This is a genomic window from Halanaerobium saccharolyticum (genome assembly GCF_003259895.1).
GTDB classification, from domain to species: domain Bacteria; phylum Bacillota; class Halanaerobiia; order Halanaerobiales; family Halanaerobiaceae; genus Halanaerobium; species Halanaerobium saccharolyticum_A.
This window is the reverse complement of record NZ_QLME01000009.1, coordinates 57,900-78,580: the sequence shown is the minus strand read 5'-3', so window position 1 is coordinate 78,580 and position 20,681 is coordinate 57,900. Positions and strand designations below refer to the sequence as shown.

At 37.2% G+C, this 20,681-nt stretch carries 21 protein-coding genes; 1 reads left to right on the top strand and 20 read right to left on the bottom strand.

The features are described 5' to 3' along the window. Positions 1–20 precede the first annotated feature (20 nt). The 14 genes from C7958_RS07830 to C7958_RS07765 form a co-directional block, all read right to left on the bottom strand. A complete protein-coding gene (locus C7958_RS07830) occupies positions 21–1,028 on the bottom strand; it encodes an isocitrate/isopropylmalate dehydrogenase family protein (RefSeq protein WP_111572117.1) in 1,008 nt (335 codons plus the stop codon). 218 nt (positions 1,029–1,246) lie between these two features. Then, the gene (locus tag C7958_RS07825; RefSeq protein WP_111572116.1) at positions 1,247–2,113 is read right to left on the bottom strand and encodes a PHP domain-containing protein; all 867 of its coding nucleotides are present in this window, start codon (positions 2,111–2,113) and stop codon (positions 1,247–1,249) included. A gap of 235 nt (positions 2,114–2,348) precedes the next feature. Beyond that, positions 2,349–3,107: a YdcF family protein gene (locus C7958_RS07820; protein WP_111572115.1), complete on the bottom strand. Its 759-nt coding sequence runs from the start codon at positions 3,105–3,107 to the stop codon at positions 2,349–2,351. A gap of 13 nt (positions 3,108–3,120) precedes the next feature. Beyond that, positions 3,121–4,134 (bottom strand): phosphotransferase family protein, encoded by a 1,014-nt coding sequence (locus C7958_RS07815; RefSeq protein WP_111572114.1) that lies wholly within the window; start codon positions 4,132–4,134, stop codon positions 3,121–3,123. 16 nt (positions 4,135–4,150) lie between these two features. Continuing rightward, entirely contained in the window at positions 4,151–4,834 is a 684-nt protein-coding gene (locus C7958_RS07810; protein WP_111572113.1) for a TIGR04282 family arsenosugar biosynthesis glycosyltransferase, read from the bottom strand. A gap of 26 nt (positions 4,835–4,860) precedes the next feature. Then, on the bottom strand, positions 4,861–5,553 hold the full coding sequence (locus tag C7958_RS07805) for a TIGR04283 family arsenosugar biosynthesis glycosyltransferase (RefSeq protein WP_111572112.1): 693 nt from the start codon (positions 5,551–5,553) through the stop codon (positions 4,861–4,863). 157 nt (positions 5,554–5,710) lie between these two features. Then, positions 5,711–6,649, bottom strand: coding sequence for a sulfurtransferase (locus tag C7958_RS07800; RefSeq protein ID WP_111572111.1), 939 nt, complete (start codon positions 6,647–6,649; stop codon positions 5,711–5,713). Positions 6,650–6,802: 153 nt separating this feature from the next. After that, positions 6,803–7,849 carry an ABC transporter ATP-binding protein gene (locus C7958_RS07795; protein WP_111572110.1) on the bottom strand — a complete coding sequence of 349 codons (1,047 nt, stop codon included), beginning with the start codon at positions 7,847–7,849 and terminating at the stop codon, positions 6,803–6,805. A gap of 49 nt (positions 7,850–7,898) precedes the next feature. Next, on the bottom strand, positions 7,899–8,705 hold the full coding sequence (locus C7958_RS07790) for an ABC transporter permease (RefSeq protein ID WP_111572109.1): 807 nt from the start codon (positions 8,703–8,705) through the stop codon (positions 7,899–7,901). 21 nt (positions 8,706–8,726) lie between these two features. Beyond that, complete coding sequence (locus C7958_RS07785) at positions 8,727–9,602, bottom strand: ABC transporter permease (RefSeq protein ID WP_111572108.1); 876 nt, start codon at positions 9,600–9,602, stop codon at positions 8,727–8,729. A gap of 39 nt (positions 9,603–9,641) precedes the next feature. Then, entirely contained in the window at positions 9,642–10,844 is a 1,203-nt protein-coding gene (locus tag C7958_RS07780) for an ABC transporter substrate-binding protein (protein WP_111572107.1), read from the bottom strand. Between the two features lie 203 nt (positions 10,845–11,047). Continuing rightward, positions 11,048–11,320 carry a sulfurtransferase TusA family protein gene (locus tag C7958_RS07775; protein ID WP_111572139.1) on the bottom strand — a complete coding sequence of 91 codons (273 nt, stop codon included), beginning with the start codon at positions 11,318–11,320 and terminating at the stop codon, positions 11,048–11,050. Positions 11,321–11,375: 55 nt separating this feature from the next. Further along, the gene (locus C7958_RS07770) at positions 11,376–12,650 is read right to left on the bottom strand and encodes a PucR family transcriptional regulator (RefSeq protein ID WP_111572106.1); all 1,275 of its coding nucleotides are present in this window, start codon (positions 12,648–12,650) and stop codon (positions 11,376–11,378) included. Continuing rightward, positions 12,640–13,554 carry a nucleoside hydrolase gene (locus C7958_RS07765; RefSeq protein ID WP_111572105.1) on the bottom strand — a complete coding sequence of 305 codons (915 nt, stop codon included), beginning with the start codon at positions 13,552–13,554 and terminating at the stop codon, positions 12,640–12,642. Before C7958_RS07765 ends, C7958_RS07770 begins: the two co-directional genes overlap by 11 nt. Positions 13,555–13,735: 181 nt before the next feature. Between C7958_RS07765 and C7958_RS07760 the strand changes: the two genes are divergently transcribed. Then, a complete protein-coding gene (locus tag C7958_RS07760; RefSeq protein ID WP_111572104.1) occupies positions 13,736–14,653 on the top strand; it encodes a sulfurtransferase in 918 nt (305 codons plus the stop codon). A 20-nt stretch (positions 14,654–14,673) separates the two neighbouring features. Here the strand turns inward: C7958_RS07760 and C7958_RS07755 are convergent, their stop codons facing one another. The 6 genes from C7958_RS07755 to C7958_RS07730 all read right to left on the bottom strand — a co-directional run bounded on the left by C7958_RS07755 (position 14,674) and on the right by C7958_RS07730 (position 20,595). After that, positions 14,674–15,579, bottom strand: a complete 906-nt coding sequence (locus C7958_RS07755) for a zinc dependent phospholipase C family protein (RefSeq protein WP_111572103.1) — start codon at positions 15,577–15,579, stop codon at positions 14,674–14,676. A gap of 95 nt (positions 15,580–15,674) precedes the next feature. Then, positions 15,675–16,943, bottom strand: coding sequence for an MFS transporter (locus C7958_RS07750; protein WP_111572102.1), 1,269 nt, complete (start codon positions 16,941–16,943; stop codon positions 15,675–15,677). 43 nt (positions 16,944–16,986) lie between these two features. Further along, complete coding sequence (locus C7958_RS07745) at positions 16,987–17,418, bottom strand: YaiI/YqxD family protein (RefSeq protein ID WP_111572101.1); 432 nt, start codon at positions 17,416–17,418, stop codon at positions 16,987–16,989. Beyond that, positions 17,415–17,954: a cob(I)yrinic acid a,c-diamide adenosyltransferase gene (locus tag C7958_RS07740; protein WP_111572100.1), complete on the bottom strand. Its 540-nt coding sequence runs from the start codon at positions 17,952–17,954 to the stop codon at positions 17,415–17,417. Before C7958_RS07740 ends, C7958_RS07745 begins: the two co-directional genes overlap by 4 nt. Before the next feature lie 118 nt (positions 17,955–18,072). Further along, on the bottom strand, positions 18,073–18,438 hold the full coding sequence (locus tag C7958_RS07735; RefSeq protein ID WP_111572099.1) for a hypothetical protein: 366 nt from the start codon (positions 18,436–18,438) through the stop codon (positions 18,073–18,075). Between the two features lie 171 nt (positions 18,439–18,609). Further along, on the bottom strand, positions 18,610–20,595 hold the full coding sequence (locus C7958_RS07730) for a methyl-accepting chemotaxis protein (protein ID WP_111572098.1): 1,986 nt from the start codon (positions 20,593–20,595) through the stop codon (positions 18,610–18,612). Positions 20,596–20,681 lie beyond the last annotated feature (86 nt).

Sequence of the window (20,681 nt, the reverse complement as noted above, 5' to 3'; positions counted from 1 at the left end):
TCTCTCCTCTCTTATCTTAATTATAGTTCAGAAATAATTGCTGCAGTAATCTGATCAGTGGAAGCAGTACCTCCTAAATCTCCAGTTAAAACCTCTCCCTGATTTAGAACTGTAGAAACTGCAGTTTCAATTCTATCTGCTGCCTTAGTTTCTCCCAAATGTTTAAGCATTAAAACTGCTGAGAAAAGCAGAGCCACTGGATTGGCTTTGTTCTGACCGGCAATGTCAGGTGCACTTCCGTGAACTGCTTCAAATACTGCCAGATCATCACCAAGATTCATTCCCGGAGCCAGGCCTAGACCACCAATTAATCCTGCACCCAGGTCAGAAACAATATCTCCGTATAAATTGGGCATCACCAAAACATCGTACTGTTCCGGATACTGCACCATCTGCATACACATATTATCAACAATTTTATCATCAAATTCTATTTCAGGATGGGTCTCTTTATATTTTGCAGCGACCTTGCGAGCTTCTTCTAAAAAGAGGCCGTCACTGAATTTTAAAATATTTGCTTTATGGACAGCTGTTACTTTTTTGCGCCCTTCCCGGACTGCATATTCAAAAGCTCTTTCGGTGATCTTGCGGGAAGCCTTCCGAGTGATAATCTTAATACTTTCTGCTGCCTGATCACCAACATAGTGTTCAATTCCCACATAAAGCCCCTCAGTATTTTCTCTAAAAACAACCATATCAATATTTTCATCTTTAGCAAATTGTTTCGCATGAACCTTAAGCGGACGGACATTAGCATATAAATTTAATTCTTTGCGGATAGCAACATTAACACTTCTAAATCCACTGCCTACCGGGGTTGTGATCGGTCCTTTTAAAGCCACCCTATTTTTCCTGATTGACTTAAAAACCTCTTCCGGCAGGGGAGTTCCATATTTCTCCATCACTCCAGCCCCGGCTTCCACCTTATCCCAGTTAATCTCAACTCCAGCAGCTGCAATTATTTCTGCTACAGCATCTGATATTTCAGGTCCAATTCCATCTCCAGCAATCATCGTTACCTTATGCATTCTCTTTACTCACTACTCCTTTTTAAGTTTTAAATTCATCCAAATTATATTTTGAAAAACTTATTCTAAATCAAAAACTTTAATTTACAATCTTAAATTGAATTACTAGCAAAGTTTTATCAACTCCAGCATTTTAATAAATTAACTTTAAAAAAGCCGGATTTTACTCCGGCTTCAGCTTAAAATTCAATCAGCCTGCTCTTACTGACTGACATATATTATAGCATAGAATGGGCATAACTTTCCAGCTCCGCAAATTCTGCCTCTGTCATACCTTTATCTCCGGGTAAAATTCCGGGTGAGTTCTCACCATGATAATCAGATCCACCTGTAACTAAAAGATCCAGTTCCTCTGCTATTTTTTTATATTTCTTTGTAATTTTTTCGTTATGTTTGGTCTGATAAACTTCCACACCTCTCAGGCCCACACTTTTTAAACGAGCAATTTCTTCTTTATCAAGTGCCTGACCGTGATTAATAATATAGGGATGGGCAATTACCGGGATTCCACCTGCTTTTAAAATAACTTCTATCGCTTCAGCTGGAAGTATATTTTTCTTTTCCACATAGGCTTTCCCACCACCGGCAATAAATTCTTCCGTAAAGGCATCTCCTATTTCCTCAATATAGCCTTTTTCGATCATAGCTCTGGCCACATGGGGGCGGCCCAGGCTAACACCGGTAGCAAATTTCTTGACATCTTCAAATTCCAGCGGATAACCCATTTCAGTTAACTTTTCTATCATTTTGTGGGTCCTTTCGACCCGGGAATCCAGAATTGTTTCTGTTAAACCAAGTAATGCATCATTTTCCAGATCAACAAAATATCCCAATATATGATATTCTGCATCTCCTCTGTAAGTAGAAATTTCAATACCAGATACAACATTTAGGCCTTTTTCCTGGCCCAGCCGCTGTACTTTTTCAACTGAGGTTAGATTATCGTGGTCAGTTACGGCAATAGTCTCTAAACCTAATTCTATACATTTTTCTACAAGTTCCTCCGGGGTTGAAGCACCATCAGAGGCAGTTGTATGCATGTGTAGATCAATTTTCTTTCTCTGCTTAAACATATCTTTAGACATAAAATATCAAGCTCCTTAAGAGTAGTTTTTTACTTAAATTTTCTTAAAAAGAGATTTGATACTCTCTACTCTTTTGTTTTAAATACTCTCTCTAAGCTACACTTATAGTTTATCAGAAAAAGTTTAAAAAATCATTAAAGTTTAGAAATTAATCTAAAATAATTTACTCAACTTAATAATCAGCTTCAATTAACAGAGCCTGAAACACAAATAAAAAGATCATATCCAGCCCAATTCAAATCCGCCCCCGGAGATAATACCAGGCCAGACCAACCCATTCATGGAGAGCAGAAAGATTGGAAGTTAGGGCCCCTCTATTTGGCAGATAATCAAGCCAGCTAAACTGATGGTCAGAAATAAAGCCGGAGTGGACGGCTAAAAAATCAATGTTTTGAGCCTCGAATACAGCCGCTGAGCGCAAAATGTGATAGGCCGAAGTTACAAGATAAACTTTCTCTACTCCGTTTTCCTCAAGCCATTTTTTCAAATAAGCAGCATTTTCAAATGTAGTCTGTGCCTGATTTTCACTGATATAAAACTCTAAATTCATTCCCAGGGACTCTAATAATTCGCCAGCCGCATCAGCTTCTGATATTCTGTCCTGTCCGAGTGCAATCCCTCCTGAATAAATCAAAGGTGTCTTCAATCTTCGGTGCAGCTGATATCCTTTTACCAGCCGCTGCAGACTGTGGACAGATGGTTTTGCTTCTGCTTTTGAGTAATAATTGAGACCGCCTCCAAGCACAACAATTGGATGCCTTTCGAAAGCATTAACTGAAATTTCTTCGGCATAATTCTCGAGGGGATGGAGCAGGAACTGAACGCCAAAGGCTGTGGAAAGAAGGAAGAAAAAGAGCAGTAAAAATAAAGATGTCAGTTTTATCAGACCTGAATCTGATTTTTTGAATAAATAAATGGTGAGCAAAAGCAACAATAATATAAATAAACCCGGTGGCATTATCAAAGAGGCCACAATTTTCTCTAAGGCAAGCATATAAACCTCCTAATCACTTAACAGCTGGGAAAAGCATTTCCAGAAAATCCAAGCGTAAATAACTATCCATTGTTTCAAAAGTATCCTGGTTTTTTATTTCGCGATCAGCAGCCTGATATTCAACCCAGGCCATCGCCGACCAGGAAACACCACGCATTGCAGAAAACTGATTAAAAAGTTTGAGAGCACTTTTTACTTCGCGATACTGCGAATCTCTTCCTCTTTCTTTGAGGTAGTGATGCAAAAACTCTTCCTCTTCTCCCTGATTAAAAATAAAATTTGTCTTCCAGAGAGTGGTAGTCGGCACCATAAAATGACTTAGATCCTGCAGTGGTGTGGTAACTAAAGGTTTTTCCCAGTCAACCAGATAAGCAAGATTAAACTTATCATTAATAATAAAATTATTGGAGTTGACCTCGGTGTTGACTATAGATAGAGGAAAAATATCCATTAATTCTACTTCCTTTTCCCGCTTTGCTGCCAGATCTGCTTTCATCTTTTTTAAGAAAGTTTTTATTTCCGGCTTTCCCAGTTCAGAATCAAAATATTTGTCCAGCAGGGAAGAACATTCATTCCAGATAGCTGTTAATGGTTTTTCTTCTCTGATTAACCTGTCCGCTCTACCCACATCTAATTTATGAATTTTAGCCAGTACTTTGGCAGCAGCTTTTAAATCTTTTTGATAATCGAGAGGCCGGCCAGATAAATATTCCATCAGCAGTATCCCATAATCTATTTTTTCTCTAGAATTATCAAGAAAAAAAGGTCTTGGAGTAACACCAGATGGAGCCAGTGCTTCCAGGGCAGAGAACTCATAACCAATCTGATCATCAAGATTCATCTGGCTGCCCAGATTGACCCGCAGCACATATTTTTCTTCCTGATCCTTAATCAGATAATTAATATTATACTCACCCTGAGCCAAAAATTCTAATTCAGCCTGAGGGCTAATACCTGTTGCTCTCATAAAACTTCTATCTCTAATATAATCCTTCAACTTCTGTACTAACTCTTCCTGAAAAGACATAATACTACCTCCATAATTAATAGTTAAAAACTTTTTGGATTATTTTCTGGGTGTTTTGAGGATAATTCGAGTCAACTTCTCTCTCTCTAAGTTCCGATCTTAACTGCAGCAGTTCTTTAAAAGTATCTACATCTGATGCCTCAGGCAAAAAATGACTCTTCAAGTTGTGCCTGCTGGCCTCTCTGATAGTCTTTTCTAAAACTGAAAAATTTCCCCAGTTTTCAAAATCAAAGAGAAATTTTTCCGGTTTTTTCATCCCGATCAGATAATAGCCTCCATCCTGAGAAGGACCAATAACTAAATCTCTTTCTTTTAAACCAGCCAGGGCTTCTGTAAAAATATCAAGATCCAGAAGCGGCAGATCAGAACCGGTAATAAGCACAGGCAGATTGCTTTCCTGATAGGCATCAGAGAGTGCATAATACATTTTTTCTCCTAAATTTTTCCCCCGCTGTGGTATTCTCACAAATTGTTTATCAATTACTTCTGCAAACTGAAAAGAAGTATCTGTTGGAGTATAACTCAGATATAAGTCAAGCCGGGAATATACTTTTTTTAAATTTAAAAACTTAGTATTTATATCCTTTAGAAAAGCCTGATGCAGTTCAGCACATTCTTCTTTTTTTAGATGACTTTCCAGTCTTGTTTTAGTTTTTCCTGGGATTGGAGCTCTACTCATTAATACAACTGCAGCCTGCAAAATAATCTCCTCCTGTCTAATTTTAGCTAACGCGCATCATGGTAAATTTTTTTAAGCTTCTGGGGACTGTATCCCAGCATATGTAAAAATTTTATTTTATGCATCAAAAGAATAGTCTTTAATACACCATATTCTTCCCAGCGTCTGGCAGATGTATAAATTTTTTTATCTAAAAAAAGCAGTTCTCCCGCCTCTGCCATTTTTCTGGAAAACTCCCAGTCTTCCATCAGTTCTATTTCAGGAAATCCTCCCAGCTTTTTAAAAATTTCTTTTTTGATGAACATTCCCTGATCTCCAAAAATCAAATTTAAATATCTGGCTCTTAAATTAGAAGACCAGCTGATGAATTTTAGAAGTGGATGTTCAGATTCAATTTTAAGACTAAAGCAGCCGCCAATTTTATCGGGCTTCCGCTTCATTTTTTTTACTAAAGAATTTAAAGCTGAGTTCTCTAAAGTAGAATCAGCATGTAAAAATAAGATGAGTGGAGCAGATGCAATTTCGGCTCCCTTATTTAACTGCAGCCCACGATTACCCTGCCTGGAATTAACTACTTTCGCTCCCCTGGAGGCTGCAATTTCTCTGGTCTGATCACTGCTGTCAGCATCAGAAATAATAATTTCAGTTTTAACTTTTTCATTTTTTAGATAATCAATCAGATCTGCAATATTCTTTTCTTCATTCAGGGTGGGGATAACAACTGAAAGTTGTACTTCCATAATTTTTATTTTCCGCCTTTCACAAAATAAAACCTGACTATATTATAGCACAAGATGACCAATTCATAAAATAGTTTTCACTTTTCTACAGCAAAAAGAGAGAGGGAATTCCCTCTCTCAATTATCTTCTTATTTTACTATTCTTTTCTCAGTTTTATTACTCACCATTTTCAACTGGTAAATCTTCTCTGGCACTCCACTCTATCCAGGATCCATCATAATTTTGAACTTTAGCATCTACACCCAGCAGCTGGGTTAAAACAAAGGTTGTATGTGAAGATCTAACAGCTGACTGACAGTAAGGAACTATAACATCTTTACCTTCAATAGCTTCACCATAAACTGCTCTTAAATCTTCAGCAGATTTAAATGTTAAATCATCATTTAAAGCCTCAGTCCATTCAATCCAGACACTTCCAGGAATACACCCTTTTCTTGCGGCACCACTTTTCAGATCTGCACCGGTATGTTCACCTTCAGATCTTGTATCTAAAACTAAAGCAGTCTCATTATCAATTGCCGCTTCAACATCTTCAGTGGTAGCCAGCATTGAAAAATCAAATTCAGATTCATCAAAACTATAATCTGTTTCATCATAATTGCTTGGTAAAATAGCTGTATCTTTACCTAAAGCTTTCCATCTCTCAAGGCCGCCATCTAGGAGTCTAACTTTATCGTGGCCGTACATTGTTAAAATCCACCACATTCTTGAGGCATCATAATCACCTTTAGCATCATAAATTACAATTAAATCATCTTCGGCAATACCTTTTTCGCTGAGCATTGCAGCCATTTGTTCTGGGGTAGCTCTTATACCACCATAATCAGCATCAGTATTTTCCTGATCAGAACGCCAGACATTAGTTGCACCTGGAACATGACCGGTCATATACATCGCCATATTACGAAAATCGACTATTTTAACATCATCTCTCTCCATAATTTCGGTTAATTCTTCTGCACTAATCAAAACTTCTGGGTTTGCATAACCCCGGTCTTCAATTGGAACAAATTGTGCTGCTGCCATTAAAGAAAAACTAAGAACAAAAACTAGAATCATTGCCAGGACTAATAAATTTTTTCTACTTTTTAACAAAATAATTCCTCCCTGTGATTTAATAATGTTTTAAATTTCACAATTTAATTATATAGTTAAATATATCACATTGTCATTATGGTTAATAGCTAAATATTAACTTTATTTTTGTTGTCCTCAACCAAAGCAGAATCAGAAAATAATACTGCAAAATTATTCTTTTAGATAAGCAGCCTTAGCCAGCGGAATATGCAGAAAAACTTCTTCGCCAGCTTCAAAGTTGCTTAAATTATAATCTATTACCCGGAGTGGATCCTGCAGCTTATCTGCCTCAACCTGATAATAAATTCTCTCTCCGGCATAACTTCTTTTAATTATTTTTGACTTTAAAACCATTAAATCTGAATCAGAAAATTCTTCCTTAGTCAGATGCAAAAACTCCGGTCTAATCATCACCAATTTCTTCTCTGCCTCTTGGTCATGTTTTAACTCAGTATTCTGACAGTCTGGATAAAACTCATCTCCCAGTTTACAACCTCTGATATAATTAGCCTGGCCAAAGAAGTTAGCAACATATCTATTAACTGGACTGCGGTAGAGTTCTTCGGGAGTTCCGATTTGTTCTAAACTACCATTTTTCATAACTGCAATTCTATCAGCAACAAGTAAAGCTTCCTCACGGTCATGGGTGACAAAAATTGTTGTCATATTTTCTTCTTCATGGATTTTTCTAATTAACTCCCGCATTTCTTCTCTCAAATTGGCGTCAAGATTCGAAATCGGCTCATCCAGGAGCAGAACCCTGGGGTTAACTGCCAGAGCTCTGGCCAGAGCAATTCGCTGCTGCTGCCCCCCGGAAAGTTCACCCGGCATTCTTTTTTGATATCCAGGCAGATTTACAAGTTCTAAAAGTTCTGTAACTCTGCTGGTTCTAATTTTTTTCTCAACCCCTGACATTTTAAGGCCAAAGGCAATATTTTCTTCAATATTTAAATGAGGGAAAAGCAAATTTTCCTGGAAAACTAAAACTGCTCCTCTTTTTTCTGTAGGCAGCTCAATAACTGAATTACCATCAAATTTAATATCACCGGTATCTGCTGCTAAAAGGCCAGAAATCAATTTTAAGGTTGTAGTCTTTCCACAGCCAGAAGGACCAAGAAGTGCTACCATTTCTTCGGCCCTTACTTCCAGATTTAAGTTTTTGAGAACCTCTTTCTGGTCAAATTTTTTACTGAGATTTTCAATTGTTATTCTAGACATATTTTAACTCCTCAAAGAATATACTTGGAATATAATTGTTAAAATTAATTTAAATGTAAAAATGATCTCTTTTTTCGGCTGGATTTACCAGGACTCTTTCCATCAACAGAGTAAATATTAAAGCAGCAGCAATAAAAACCAGACTATAAACTGCAGCAAGCATGCGGTCACCACTGTTAACTAAAGGAAATAAGAGCATGGTAAAAGTAATAATCCGTCCCCCGCCAATTAAAAATGTAAGTAAATACTGACTGAAAGAAATTATAAAAACTAGAATCCCGGCTGAAAACAATCCCGGAGAGATTAAGGGTAAGGTAATATGAATAAAGCGCTGCAGAGGACCAGCACCTAAGACTCTTGCCTGTGCTTCAAACTTATCACCAAGTCCTTCGAAAGTATGGGTCATAATCCTGATCGAATAAGGAAGAGTGGGAATCAGATGGACGAGAATTACTCCAATAAATTTATCAGCCAGCCCGAGGAGCATAAAATTAATGTGAATCCCCATTGTAACTGCAAGTGGTGGAACAATTAGAGGGGCCAGAACCAGAATTTTTACCGCTCCCTTGCCCGGAAAATCATAAAGTCCCATCGCCTTCCCGGCCGGGATACTAATCAAAAGAGTAATAAAAGTTACAGCAACCCCAATAATAACCGAAGTTGCCAGTGACTCTACAGCTCCATTAGCCGGATCAATAAAATAACGCCATCCTTCCAGACTAAAGCTTTCTGCAATCAAATTGGGCCAGGGCCAGCGCCCGGAAAAAGCCCATACCAGTAAAAGCAGCAGGGGAAAAGCAAATAGAAAAATCAGAGCATATAAAATTATTTTCCGATAAATATTTTTTTTAAACATAAAATCTCTCCTGCCTGTTTATTAAAGATGGTAACGGCTGATTAAAGAAAGAATCTTTCTGTAAATCATAATTAAAATGACCGTTATCATTGTCAGTGATGTTGCAATTACCATTGTATAAGGTCTCTGAGTTAAATCAAGGCTGATATATTTTTTATAAGCAAGTACCGAAAGTGTTTGAGGATAAGTGGGCCCTAACAGATATGGTATCTCAAATGAACCCAATGAGAAAGCAAAGATGATAATAAAAGCCGAACCAATACTGGGAGCAGTCAGCGGTAAATAAATTTCTCTAAAAACCTGAGAATTCGAAGCACCCAGATTTTTTGCCGCTGCTTCAAAAGAACCGTTAATTTGTTTTAAAACAGTATAAACCATTAAGACTACAAAGGGAATCTGTTTCCAGAGATAAGCTGCAATAATTCCAAATCCATTTTTATCAAAGACAAGACGCGGAAATTCTGCAATTTCTTCTATCAATCCTAAATGATAGGCAAAACGGGATAGTATACCACTCTGGGTTAAAATTAAAAATACCATCAGGGAAGCTATAATATGAGGAACAATAATCGGCAGTTTATACAAAAAGTTGATAATCCTATTTTTATTTTTTATTTTTAAAAGCTGATAGGCAAAAAAGACACCAATAATTGTAGTTAAAATAGCAGAAGTAAAAGAAATAAAAAGACTGAAAACTAAAGAATTCAGAAACTCAGTACTGCTCCAGACCTCCAGATAATATTTAAAAGTTGGTTCTTCCAGTCCTAAAACAGGAAAATAGCCCAGGCTCTGAGAGAGGCCCAGAATGACCCCTCCCAGAAATAATAGAAAAAGTACTATTAAAGCCGGGCTTAATAATAAATATGGATACCATTTATTAAAACGGAATTTGAACATAATTTTATCATTCCTTAAATTTGTCGAATCTGCAAAAAATTATCGGGCCACCTCTGCTGACCAGACTTCCTCAATCATGGGAACCCATTTAGCAGGAATTTCTGGAACTCGATGAGCCTCCAATTCTGCTAGAGGAACTGTTGCTTCTCCCAGGTCAATATTCTCAAATTTTCGCCGTTCCTGCTCGCTTAATTTATCAAAATCTAGAACAGTAAAATCTCCCCAGTTGGCAGGGATCATCTTATTATACTGTGCTTCAAAGCTCAGAAGAAAATTGGCTGCTACCAGAGCAGCTTCTGGCTGGGGAGCATTAAAAGGAACTGCTAAAAAATGAGTATTCGAAATTGTTCCCTCTTCAATTACAAAAGAACGAGAGCTGGCAGGGAAGTTACCTTTTTCAATTTCTCCCGCTGCTTTAGTGGGGTGATAACCCATTGTCATCCAGACCTCACCATCAGCATATAAATTATCAAGCTGAGCCTGAGTTGCAGGATAACTCTCACCTTCACGCCAGAGGTAGGGCTCAATTTCTTTTAAATAATCCACTGCTGGCTGGATTGCTTTAACAAACTCTTCTTCCTGCATCTCATAAAATTTTTGATAACCACCACAGGTATTATAAATAACATGTCTGACAAAAGCTGATCCTGTAAAATCTGGTAAGGCAGCATAGGTAAATTTACCTGGGTTATCTTTAATCCATGCTGTCAGCTCAGCAAAAGTGGCTGGAGCCTCTGTTTTTGCAGAATCATAAACAAAGCTAAACTGTGCTTTACCATATGGTGCTTCATAACCTTCGGTTGGATAACCAAAATCATGGGTTACACCTTCAGCATTTTGATCAATATATTTATTAAAATTTGGCAGTTTTTCTGTAAAAGATCCAAAAAGTAATTCGTTTTCCCTGGCTACTTTAAAGTTTTCTCCATTAATCCAGAGTAAATCAATACTCCCCTGCTGACGTCCAATCTGCTTTTCTCCCAGCAGTTTATTTAAATAATCATCAGGACCCATTGGAACCCGATGCACATGTATATTATACTCTTCTTTTAAATTATCTGCAACAAAAGTATCTACCCAGTTATTGATTCTTCTATCTCCACCAAACATATAGAAATTAACTGTTTCACCTTCAGCTTCATTTACAATTTCCTCCCAGCTTTTATCTAAAACCTCAGCCGCAGCTGCTGGTAAAGAAAGTAAAAGCAGAGTGATTATTAAAGCTGTTATTATTTTTTTCATTTTTTCTACCTCCTGGTATAATCCTCGTATTTTATCTGACATTAATAATTTTGTAAAAAATATATAAATTCCAATTATAATAGAAAAATACCCTCCGGGGCATCTTTAAGCAAACATAAAATATATACTTTGTGATATTTTTAGCAACTATCATAATTATATAGTTAAAAGAAGTTTTTGTCTTTAGATTCACCAACAAATTTCTACTGATTTTTTTGTTCTTTCAGCACAACTTCTTCTTGAACCTGTTTTTTCTGAACTTTTTTGATATATATATTCCATTCCAGATAAGGGGTTTTTTCTACTTTTACCTGAAAACCTTTTTTGCGAGCCCACTCAGGAATAATATTTAAGGCGCAATTATGGTCAATCTGCAGACAAATTTGCTCACCTGAATTAAGTTTTCGCAAACGCCTTTCGGTTTTAATTAAGGGAAGAGGACAGGGATCACCGATACAATCAATTACTATTGTCATTTTGAAACCTCCATTTTGATAATTATTTAACAAAGTTTTAGAAAAATCTTGATATTTAAAGATCAAGATCATCCTCTAAAATATACCTGCAGATCTTATAAGCAGCAAGAAGGTTGAGCTGTACTTCCTGTTCCTGAAGATCAATTCCCAGTATTTCTTTGATCCTCTTAACCCGATAACTCATCGTATTTGGATGAATAAACAGCCTTTTAGCTGCCTGCTGAATACTTCCGCCCTCTTCTAAATATACTCCAAGTGTATCAAGCCATTCTGTGCTGTTACCCTTATCATATTTGATTAACTTGGCAAGATACTCAGTAGTAAATTCTTTTAACTCTTCCTGATTAATCTGCCAGAGCAGCCTCATTATTCCCAGCTGACTATAATTGTAGACCACATTCTTTCTTTCTGTTGCCTCCAGAAAATCAAGTACATAAGAAGCCTGCTGATAGCTATCAGCAATTTGAGTAACTTCAGTTATAAAACTACCTGCTCCAATATTAAAATAAAATTTATTAATTTTTTCTATAAGTTCTTCCTGAATTAAATCAATATCAGCTTCACTTATTCTGGATTCTGAATTGTAATTAATTAAAAGCACTATATCTTTTTTATAGGAAAACAAAATATATTTTCGAGAAATTTCATTTTGCAGCAGGCTGTGCAGCCGCTGCATAACTCTTTCCTTAATTTCATAAAAATAATAGGCATCTTCTGTCTGAATGTTTTTCTCAGGCTTAATAGAAAATAAATAAAGCTGATAATTCAAATCTAAATCCCAGTTGGCCAGCTGACCACGCTGAATAAGTTCCGATTTGTCGTCAATTCTATTATTCAAAATATCTTCAATTAACTCACTGCTGCACTTCTGGGCCAGCTCAGATACCAGTTTATTCTGATGCAGCTTTAAAGCCAGAGATTGAGCTACTATAATTAAAATTCTGTACTCATATTCATTCAGTTCCTGATAATTACTGACTGTCAGAACTCCAACCTTTTCTTCCCTGCCTAACTCAAGCTGAAGTTCAGTATAATCTTCTTGCTGCCACTGATACTGATACTCAAAAATTTCATTGCGGCAGCATTTAAAAGCTGAATCTTTACGTTTCAACTCTCTCTTGCTGAGATAATCATCAAACTGCTTATCTTTTTTTATTTTTTGATCTGCATAAATTAAATCATCCTGAAAACGATCGAAAATATAAACATCTGCGGACAGATTTTTATTTAAAACTTCAGCAAAGCTTCGAAGTCCGGAATCATTTAAAAGTAGATCGGTCAACTGATGTTGAATAAAAAATAAGTCCTGCAGTTCATCCTTATTCAGCATTGTTATAACCTTCCGGCACTATTTCTATATTATCCCAGGCTGCAAAGGCAGTATCTTTAAATCTTTTGGTATCCAGGATAGTGGAAGGTAAATTGATTACTCCCGCCTCCTGCAGACGGCCATCGGCTTTTTCGGTTTTAATCTGGCCGATCTTTAAATCCTCAACAGTGGAAACGAATTTTCTTTTATTATAGGGAAATATCTCGGGTGCATTCATATAAACTACAGCCACTACATCCCACATATAAAAACCTGTTAGGCCAATCATCTCAGAAGAATATTCATACCAGTGTTCAATTTTATCGCTAATATAGGCCCGCACAGCTTTGTTTTTTGATCTATTGACCCGACGCCACGACTTTTCGCCAAAGCGAGCTGCTAAACAAAGGTTACCGGACATTAAGGCAACAGGAACCTCAGCTTTAAGCACCCTTTCTGCTGCTTCCGGATCACTGGAAAAGTTAAGCTCATCAATAGTGTCTTCGCCAAACTGCAGCAGCTCAGTTACTCCACCCATGATTATGATTTCTTTTAGATTTTTAAAGAAGTCAGAATCAATTTTCCAGGCAGCATAGAGGTTTGTCAGGGGTCCAATTGCAATTAAGGTTATCTCATTTTTGTTTTCAGCAGCGGTTTGAGCAAGATATTCTGCTGCTTTTGTCTGATGATCACCAGCTTCTGCTGCCCCTTTAAAATGTTTGATTTTATCTTTTAATTTAAAATCCTTGAGCATACCTTCGGTAGTCCGATATGTGTCTTCTAAACTGCTGTTGCCAAAGACACTGGTCACACCCATTAAATCAATATCTTCCCGGCCCAGCAGAAATAAAAAAGCAAGACCATCATCTACGTCTTTCTTTTCCAGTCCAATTGTATTATCACAATCTAAAATTACCTTTTTCATTTTATCCTCCTAAGAGTCAATTTTTTTCTAAGCTCTCTTAATTTAATTTCAACAAAACTCCACAAAATCCTGCCTTTCAGAGATTTTCTGAATAATTTCTGTAATAATAATGAAAATTTTTCGTTGAAGGTATATAATAGTTAATGAAGACTAAAGCTAAAAATTTCAAGGAGGCAGATCCATGCACAATTATTATAAATTTAACTTATTATTAATTATTTTAATTTCTTTGCTGCTGCTCGCTTCTCTACCAGCAGCAGCCCAAGCAGACTTCGCTGCTCCAGAACTTTTAATTTCCACTGCAGAATTAAATCAAAAATTAGAAGCCGGAAATAAAAATCTAAAAATAATCGATGTCCGCAACAGTGCCCGCTATCTTCTGGGCCATCTGCCGGATGCAGTACATATGTGGGGTGATGATCTCAGTGCTGTTCAGGGCTGGGTCCCGGAGCTGATCCCTGATGCTCCTGACTTTAGTAATCTCGCTCAGGCAAAAGGAATTAATAATGATTCGGAAATTGTAATTTATGGTGAAGAGGATAGTCCCTGGGCGGCCAGACTCTGGTTTATTTTTAAAGTCTATGCTCATCAGGATGTGCGGATACTTGAGGGAGGCTATCAGGCCTGGAATGAAGCAGACTATGAGACTGAAATACTACCCCACAATCCCAAAGAGGGTGATTTTGAGGTAAGAGATGTCAAGAATGAATGGCTTGTCAATTCTGATACTATTGCAGAAAATATGAACAATGATAACTTTCTTATTTTAGATATAAGAACAGAGGCGGAATACAAAGGAGAAGAGACAAACACTGCTGCCCCCCGCAAAGGAAGAATTCCGGGTTCAATCCATCTCGAGTGGACAGCAGTTTTAGATGAAGTAGGAAATTATAAATCAGCTGCAGAAATTACTGATCTTTTTCAGGAGGCAGGAATCAGTAAGGAAAAAGAGACTATTGCTGTGCTTTCTCACAATGGAGTCAGAGCAGCTCATACCTTTTTTACTCTCCAGGTTCTGGGCTATGAAAATGTAAAATTATACGATGAATCCTGGGTCGGCTGGAGTAACCGCAGTGATCTGCCGGTGGAAATGAATTAAGTATTTATAAAAAAGACAGTTTAATCTTTTTCTCGTTCAGAACTTTCTTCTCCCAGAAAGTTCTTTGCGCTAAATAATGCCAGAAGCTCAGTCAGCGATACTTCCGACTGCAGGTAATTTAAGGTCTGCACAATTAATTTTTGGGCAGACTTTATTCCACTAGTATAACATTTTTCAAATTGCTGATAATTTTCTGCCGGCCAGACCTCCTCTTTTTCGTTCAGGGCATAGCTGTGCTGGCTCAAATTTTGAGGCAAAACTAAATTTAAAAATTTCAGTAAATAATATTTTTTTGCATCTTTTGCAAAAAATATTTTGTGATATTTTCTTAAGTCCAGATAGGATTCCCAGATCAACTGCTTTTCTAACTCTTCTCCAAAAATACTGCTAAAAATTAACTTATAATAATAATTGAGAGACATAAAATGGTCCTCCTGCAGCTGATAATAGGGCAGCGGATTAACTGCTGCCGGGCTCTGATCCCACTTCTGCCTCATCATATAAATATCGATGCTGGCCTCAATTAATTTATGTTTTTCATCTCTACCACCATTGTTGATAATAAAAGGATGGCACTCCCGATCAAGAGCATAATGAGAGATAAACCCCAGCAGATAAACCAGATTATACTGCCAGAGCCTGGAGTCAGGCAGCTGAGACTGAATATAAACTCCTCTTTTTTTATAAGCTGTTAAAAGTTTGGAAAATAATTTTCTGCCGCTGAGAGAATGAACCATTTCTCCTTTTTCAGGGCCTCTTTTAGATCTCTGCCAGGGCAGGAAATCTTTATAAAAGAAAAAATCTGCACCCTGACATCCATAATTAAAAAGCTGATAATTTTGATCCAGCAGTGATTTAAGCTCCTTATTATCAATTCCTGCTGCTATTTCTTCTCCGGCAATCAAGTGAGTCCAAAAATCGGGCATTTTTCTACCTCCTGCAAAGTCTCATTTTTTACTGCAGTAAAATTAACTGCAGTGCACTTAAAGTAAACAATATCCACCCATTATTTAAAAATAAATTAACTTTTAGCCTCCAATTTACCTTTTTCTACATCAACTCTGCTTAAAAAGAACATTCCCAGAATAAAAAAGGAAGCAACTGCAAGAATTCCATAGCGGCTGGATCCGGTCAGCTGACCTGTGTAAGCAAAAATAGTAGGTCCAATAATTGCTGCAAACTTACTGGAAACTCCAAAAAAACCAAAAAACTCTGCTGATTTGGATTCCGGTACCATCGCCCCATATAGAGATCTGCTTAAGGCCTGAGCTCCTCCCTGAACCATCCCTACAATCCCGGCTAAAATCCAGAAATCAAGGGCAGAATCAAGAAAAAAACCATAAATGGTAATTCCGGTATAGATAATTAAAGCCAGATAAATTCCCTTTTTGGCAGTAATCTGACCTGCTATTTTGGCAAAAATCAGAGCAAAAGGAATACCTACAAATTGAGTCAGCAGCAGGGCACCAATTAAATCTGTCTGACCAATCCCTACTTCTCTTCCATAAATTGTGGCCATTCTAATAATGGTTCCAATTCCATCATTGTAAAGCCAGAAAGCCAGCAGAAATTTCCATAACTCTCTGTATTTTCGAATATGAATAAAGGTAGACTTCAGCCGGCCAAAAGCCATTTTCGTATATTTTCCTAAAGGAACTTTATCAACCCTTTTCTCCGGCTCTGGTAAATATTTAAAAGCCGGTAAAGAAAATACCAGCCACCAGACCGCAACTGTAATAAAAGAAATCTGAGTAGCAGCAGTGACTGAGCTGATTCCAAATAAACCAGGGCTGGAAATCATCAAAAGGTTAACTGCCAGCAGCAGACCTCCGCCCAGATAACCGGCTGCATAGCCCAGACTGGAGATATAATCTATGGACTCAGATTCACTAATATCTGTTAAAAAACCATCGTAAAATACATTACCTCCAGAAAAACCTATATTGGCAATGATAAAAAAGAAAGAGGCCAGCAGATAATTACCTTCATTAACAAAAAACAAAAGAGCTGTCCCTGTGACACCGAGCATCACAAAAAACTTGAGAAAAGATTTTTTGGAATCCGAATAATCAGCAGCTGCTCCCATAATTGGAGAGATTGCAGCAATAATAATCATGGCAATAGTCTGAGTATAACCCCAGTAGGAAGTAGCCAGATTTCCCGGGAGATTGACACCTGCAACATCTTTATAAAATATAGGAAGCACTGTTGCCAGAATTACTGTGGCAAAGGCGGAATTAGCCCAGTCATACATAGCCCAGGCGTAAACTGTTTTTTTCTGTTTATCCATTGGTTCACCTTCCTTGCTAATTTTTACTAATCTAGATCAGCAGTTAATCATTTATTAATTTAAGCAGTTCTTTTTTAAAGCGCTGATCATCAGCTTCAGTTCTTTTTTTATGGCTTGTGTGGCGGCCGGTACGTTTTCTTTCTTTAAACTGGCGGTGTCTACTGGCCAGAAGTCTTTCTATATTCTGATTGGTAAATTCTCGGCCTGAAAAACCCAGCACTCTGGCTCCCCGACTTAAAGAGAGAGCGGCCAGTCCATAGTCAGAGGTAATAACAAGATCTCCCGGCTCAATATTATTGCAGAGTACCATATCCACAGACTGAAATCCCTGATCAACTACTTTTAAAGTCCCATAATCAAGCTGATGCTGGTGATTTAAATCAGTATAAACAATCAATTCTAGCTCCTGTTTGGCAGCAGCTTTTGTAATAATAGAAATTACAGGACAGCCATCTCCATCAACTAAAATCCTCACTGTTTTTTAAACTCCACATAATCTAATTCTGATTCAGAATAGCGGGCCAGCGTATAAATCAAATCCGAAAGACGATTTATATATTTTTGTAAATCCTGACTGATATCTGCCTCTGCTGCCAGAGTAGTAATTCTGCGTTCGGCTCTTCTGCAGATGGTTCTTGCCTGATGTAGAGCCCCACTTGCCTTCGAGCTGCCGGGAATAATAAACATTGATTTTTCTTTTTTGTTCATTTGAGCTAAATAATGATCAATTTTTGCTTCTAAAAATTCTATATCTTCCTCAGTGATTTTTTCGGGAAAGCTTTCCCAGTCAGGAGTTGCCAGCTCACCTGCCAGATTAAAAAGCTGCCGCTGCACAGAACGCAAAATATCATAAACTTCCTGCTCCTCAACAAAATTTTTGGCAAAGCCCAGGGAAGAATTAAGTTCATCAATTGTTCCGTAACTTTCAACCCGCAGAGAATCTTTTGCTACTCTTGAATTATCAAAAAGACTGGTTGTTCCCTTATCTCCACTTTTAGTATAAATTTTCATCTAATCACTCCTTTACAAGTGCACCTACCGTTTACTGAACCAATTTATGGTAATTGGGCTGGAAGAACCTATCAGAAAAAGACAGCCCCTGACCAGAAACTGCCTTTATCAAATCTATTTAACTTGCATCTTTTTCTACCGCTTCACTGGTGTCAATTACTATTCGATGACTGTGATGAATATATCTATCCTCCAGATCCTCAACCTTCTTATTACTGCCAAGCAGTTGAGCCAGATCATGTTCCATTCTGTCCATCCTGGCATTTTGTATATCTTTATTTGACTCTAATGCTCTAAGAATCTGGGTGTTTTCTTCAACCTGAGCACTTAGTTTTGCCGTCTCTTCCTGCACTATTTTTCTAGTCTCAGACTGGACTATCTTCTTCGTTTCTTCCTGAACAATCTTTCTGGTTTCAGACTGAACTATCTTCTTCGTCTCTTTAACAATAATGTCTCTCATCGCATCAAGAAGCTCCTGATCCAAAATTCTCACCACCCTGCTCTTAATAGTTTCCATGAACTAGAATTACTGGTAGAATTAGATTACATATATTTCCTTTAATTAATTATAGCATTATGGACCTTTGATTACAAGAATAAATAAATTGAATTATTGTTTGTCAGAATTTTAAAGTTAATTTTAGATTTTAAGTCATTAAATCTTAAACTGATTTACAGCAGTTTTTAGTTCTTCAGCATATTCTGATAGTTTTTTTGCAGATGAAACGATTTCTTCCGTTGCTGCAATCTGTTCCTCACTAGCTGCTGCAACCTCCTCAGAATTACTGGCAGAAGTCTCACTAACTGCTGCTATATCAGTAATTCCACTTTCTACATAATCACTGTTTTCCTTCATTTTATTAGAATTATCTGCTACCTGATTGATTAAGTTTAACAAATCTTCAGCAGAACTTTCTATCTTAATAAATACCTGGCCAGTCTCTTCTACCATTTCGACATTTTCTTCAATATTTTCCTGACCACGCTCATTATTCTCAATTACCTGATCAACACTATTTTGAATGGCATGGATAAGTTTATTTATTCTCTCAGTTGCATCTGCTGATTCTTCAGCTAATTCTCTAATCTCATCAGCAACTACAGAAAAACCACGTCCTGCTTCTCCAGCTCGTGCTGCCTCTATTGCTGCGTTTAATGCCAGAAGGTTAGTCTGATCTGCAATTTGATTAATTAGATCAACAATTTCTCCAATTTCTCTTGATTTATCACCAAGTTCTTCAACATTTGATGCTACAAGCTTGTTCGATTCCTGAACCTGATTACTCTGATTTATTGAGCCCTGAATGTACTGAGTTCCCTGCTCAATATTTTCTTTTACGCTTTCTGCTTCATCAATCATTTTATCTGATTTTTGTGCATTATTTGCAATTATTTTATTGAGAGTGGAGATACTACTTGAAATTTCTTCAATCTGAGCCGACTGTTCTTCTGCGCCGGCAGCAACACTCTCAATCGAATTTCCAACTTCTTCTGCATTTTTTTCAACCTGAGAACCAGAAGCTGAAAGTTCTTCACTGGAAGCTGCAAGTTCTCCTGCCGTAGTCTTCACCTTATCTATAATCTGCTGGAAACCTGCAACCATTGAGTTAATGGATTGTAATAACTGACCCAGCTCATCATTCTGATTGACATTAAAATCTTCTACTGCCAGACGCTGTGTTAGATCTCCATCTGCAACCTTATCTGCAACTTTTGCTACACTTCTTATCGGATTAACAATTGAGCGGGCAATCAAATAACTAACTATAATACCAATTAAAATCGCTGCTGCAGCGGCAAAAAAACTACTATTTCGAAGAATATCCAGGGGAGCAAAAAGCTCTGCTTCTCTGGCTGTTAAGGCGACTGTCCAATTTACTCTATCAACTGTTGCATAAGCTGCCTGCCAGTTTTCTCCTTCTAATTGATACTGCTCATACCCACTTTCATTTGTCAAAAAATTGTTATATGTATTTTCAAAACCCTGGCCCTGATCTGCTAAAATATCCTGATTACCAAGATAATCATCATTTGGATGAGCCAGAATATTGCCATCCTGATCTAAAATCATTCCATAGCCATTACCATTGATGTCCATTTCAACTGCCATTTCCTGTAGAATATCAAGAGCTACAACGGCTCCCACTATTCCGACAAATTCATCATCCCTAAATATCGGACTGGCAATAATTGTGATCGGACGTCCTGTCTCAAAGCTTTCAGTTGGTTCAGAAAAAACCTGTTCTCTATTTTCTGTTACCTGCTGAAAATAGCTCTGACTGGCTACACTTGTTTCAAACTGGTTTGTATCTCTCATATTTCCATCTGGCTCAACAATAAATAAAGATTCAATCTGTGGATCATCATCTGAAATAGGCTTTAAATTATTATACTGCCGTTCCCAGTCCATACTTCTTATACTATCTAAATAATTTAAATTTTGAATTATCTTACCCTTTTCTTCAGTCCAGAGTCTGATTGTTTCAACTGATTTCCCGGCGGAATTTTCCGCTTCTGACTGTAGTGTATTACTTAAAATATTCTCTGACTGTCTAAAGGCATAAAAAGAACTTCCCGCAATTAATAAAAACAGCATCAAACTTACTAAAATAATCATTTTTGTTTTAATACTTTTAAACATTTTTTAATAGTTCACTCCCCTGATATTTTCTCCCCTGCAAGAATAATTTTACAAATATTGAGTAATTATAGTTTATCACTTTTTTG

Bases quoted from the DNA above. Each gene is read 5' to 3' on its own strand.
- C7958_RS07780 (WP_111572107.1), bottom strand. From the start codon at position 10,844: ATGAAAAAAATAATAACAGCTTTAATAATCACTCTGCTTTTACTTTCT.
- C7958_RS07830 (WP_111572117.1), bottom strand. From the start codon at position 1,028: ATGCATAAGGTAACGATGATTGCTGGAGATGGAATTGGACCTGAAATA.
- C7958_RS07785 (WP_111572108.1), bottom strand. From the start codon at position 9,602: ATGTTCAAATTCCGTTTTAATAAATGGTATCCATATTTATTATTAAGC.
- C7958_RS07730 (WP_111572098.1), bottom strand. From the start codon at position 20,595: ATGTTTAAAAGTATTAAAACAAAAATGATTATTTTAGTAAGTTTGATG.
- C7958_RS07825 (WP_111572116.1), bottom strand. From the start codon at position 2,113: ATGTCTAAAGATATGTTTAAGCAGAGAAAGAAAATTGATCTACACATG.
- C7958_RS07795 (WP_111572110.1), bottom strand. From the start codon at position 7,849: ATGTCTAGAATAACAATTGAAAATCTCAGTAAAAAATTTGACCAGAAA.
- C7958_RS07755 (WP_111572103.1), bottom strand. From the start codon at position 15,579: ATGCCCGATTTTTGGACTCACTTGATTGCCGGAGAAGAAATAGCAGCA.
- C7958_RS07805 (WP_111572112.1), bottom strand. From the start codon at position 5,553: ATGGAAGTACAACTTTCAGTTGTTATCCCCACCCTGAATGAAGAAAAG.
- C7958_RS07820 (WP_111572115.1), bottom strand. From the start codon at position 3,107: ATGCTTGCCTTAGAGAAAATTGTGGCCTCTTTGATAATGCCACCGGGT.
- C7958_RS07790 (WP_111572109.1), bottom strand. From the start codon at position 8,705: ATGTTTAAAAAAAATATTTATCGGAAAATAATTTTATATGCTCTGATT.
- C7958_RS07815 (WP_111572114.1), bottom strand. From the start codon at position 4,134: ATGTCTTTTCAGGAAGAGTTAGTACAGAAGTTGAAGGATTATATTAGA.
- C7958_RS07750 (WP_111572102.1), bottom strand. From the start codon at position 16,943: ATGGATAAACAGAAAAAAACAGTTTACGCCTGGGCTATGTATGACTGG.
- C7958_RS07775 (WP_111572139.1), bottom strand. From the start codon at position 11,320: ATGACAATAGTAATTGATTGTATCGGTGATCCCTGTCCTCTTCCCTTA.
- C7958_RS07760 (WP_111572104.1), top strand. From the start codon at position 13,736: ATGCACAATTATTATAAATTTAACTTATTATTAATTATTTTAATTTCT.
- C7958_RS07740 (WP_111572100.1), bottom strand. From the start codon at position 17,954: ATGAAAATTTATACTAAAAGTGGAGATAAGGGAACAACCAGTCTTTTT.
- C7958_RS07770 (WP_111572106.1), bottom strand. From the start codon at position 12,650: ATGCTGAATAAGGATGAACTGCAGGACTTATTTTTTATTCAACATCAG.
- C7958_RS07765 (WP_111572105.1), bottom strand. From the start codon at position 13,554: ATGAAAAAGGTAATTTTAGATTGTGATAATACAATTGGACTGGAAAAG.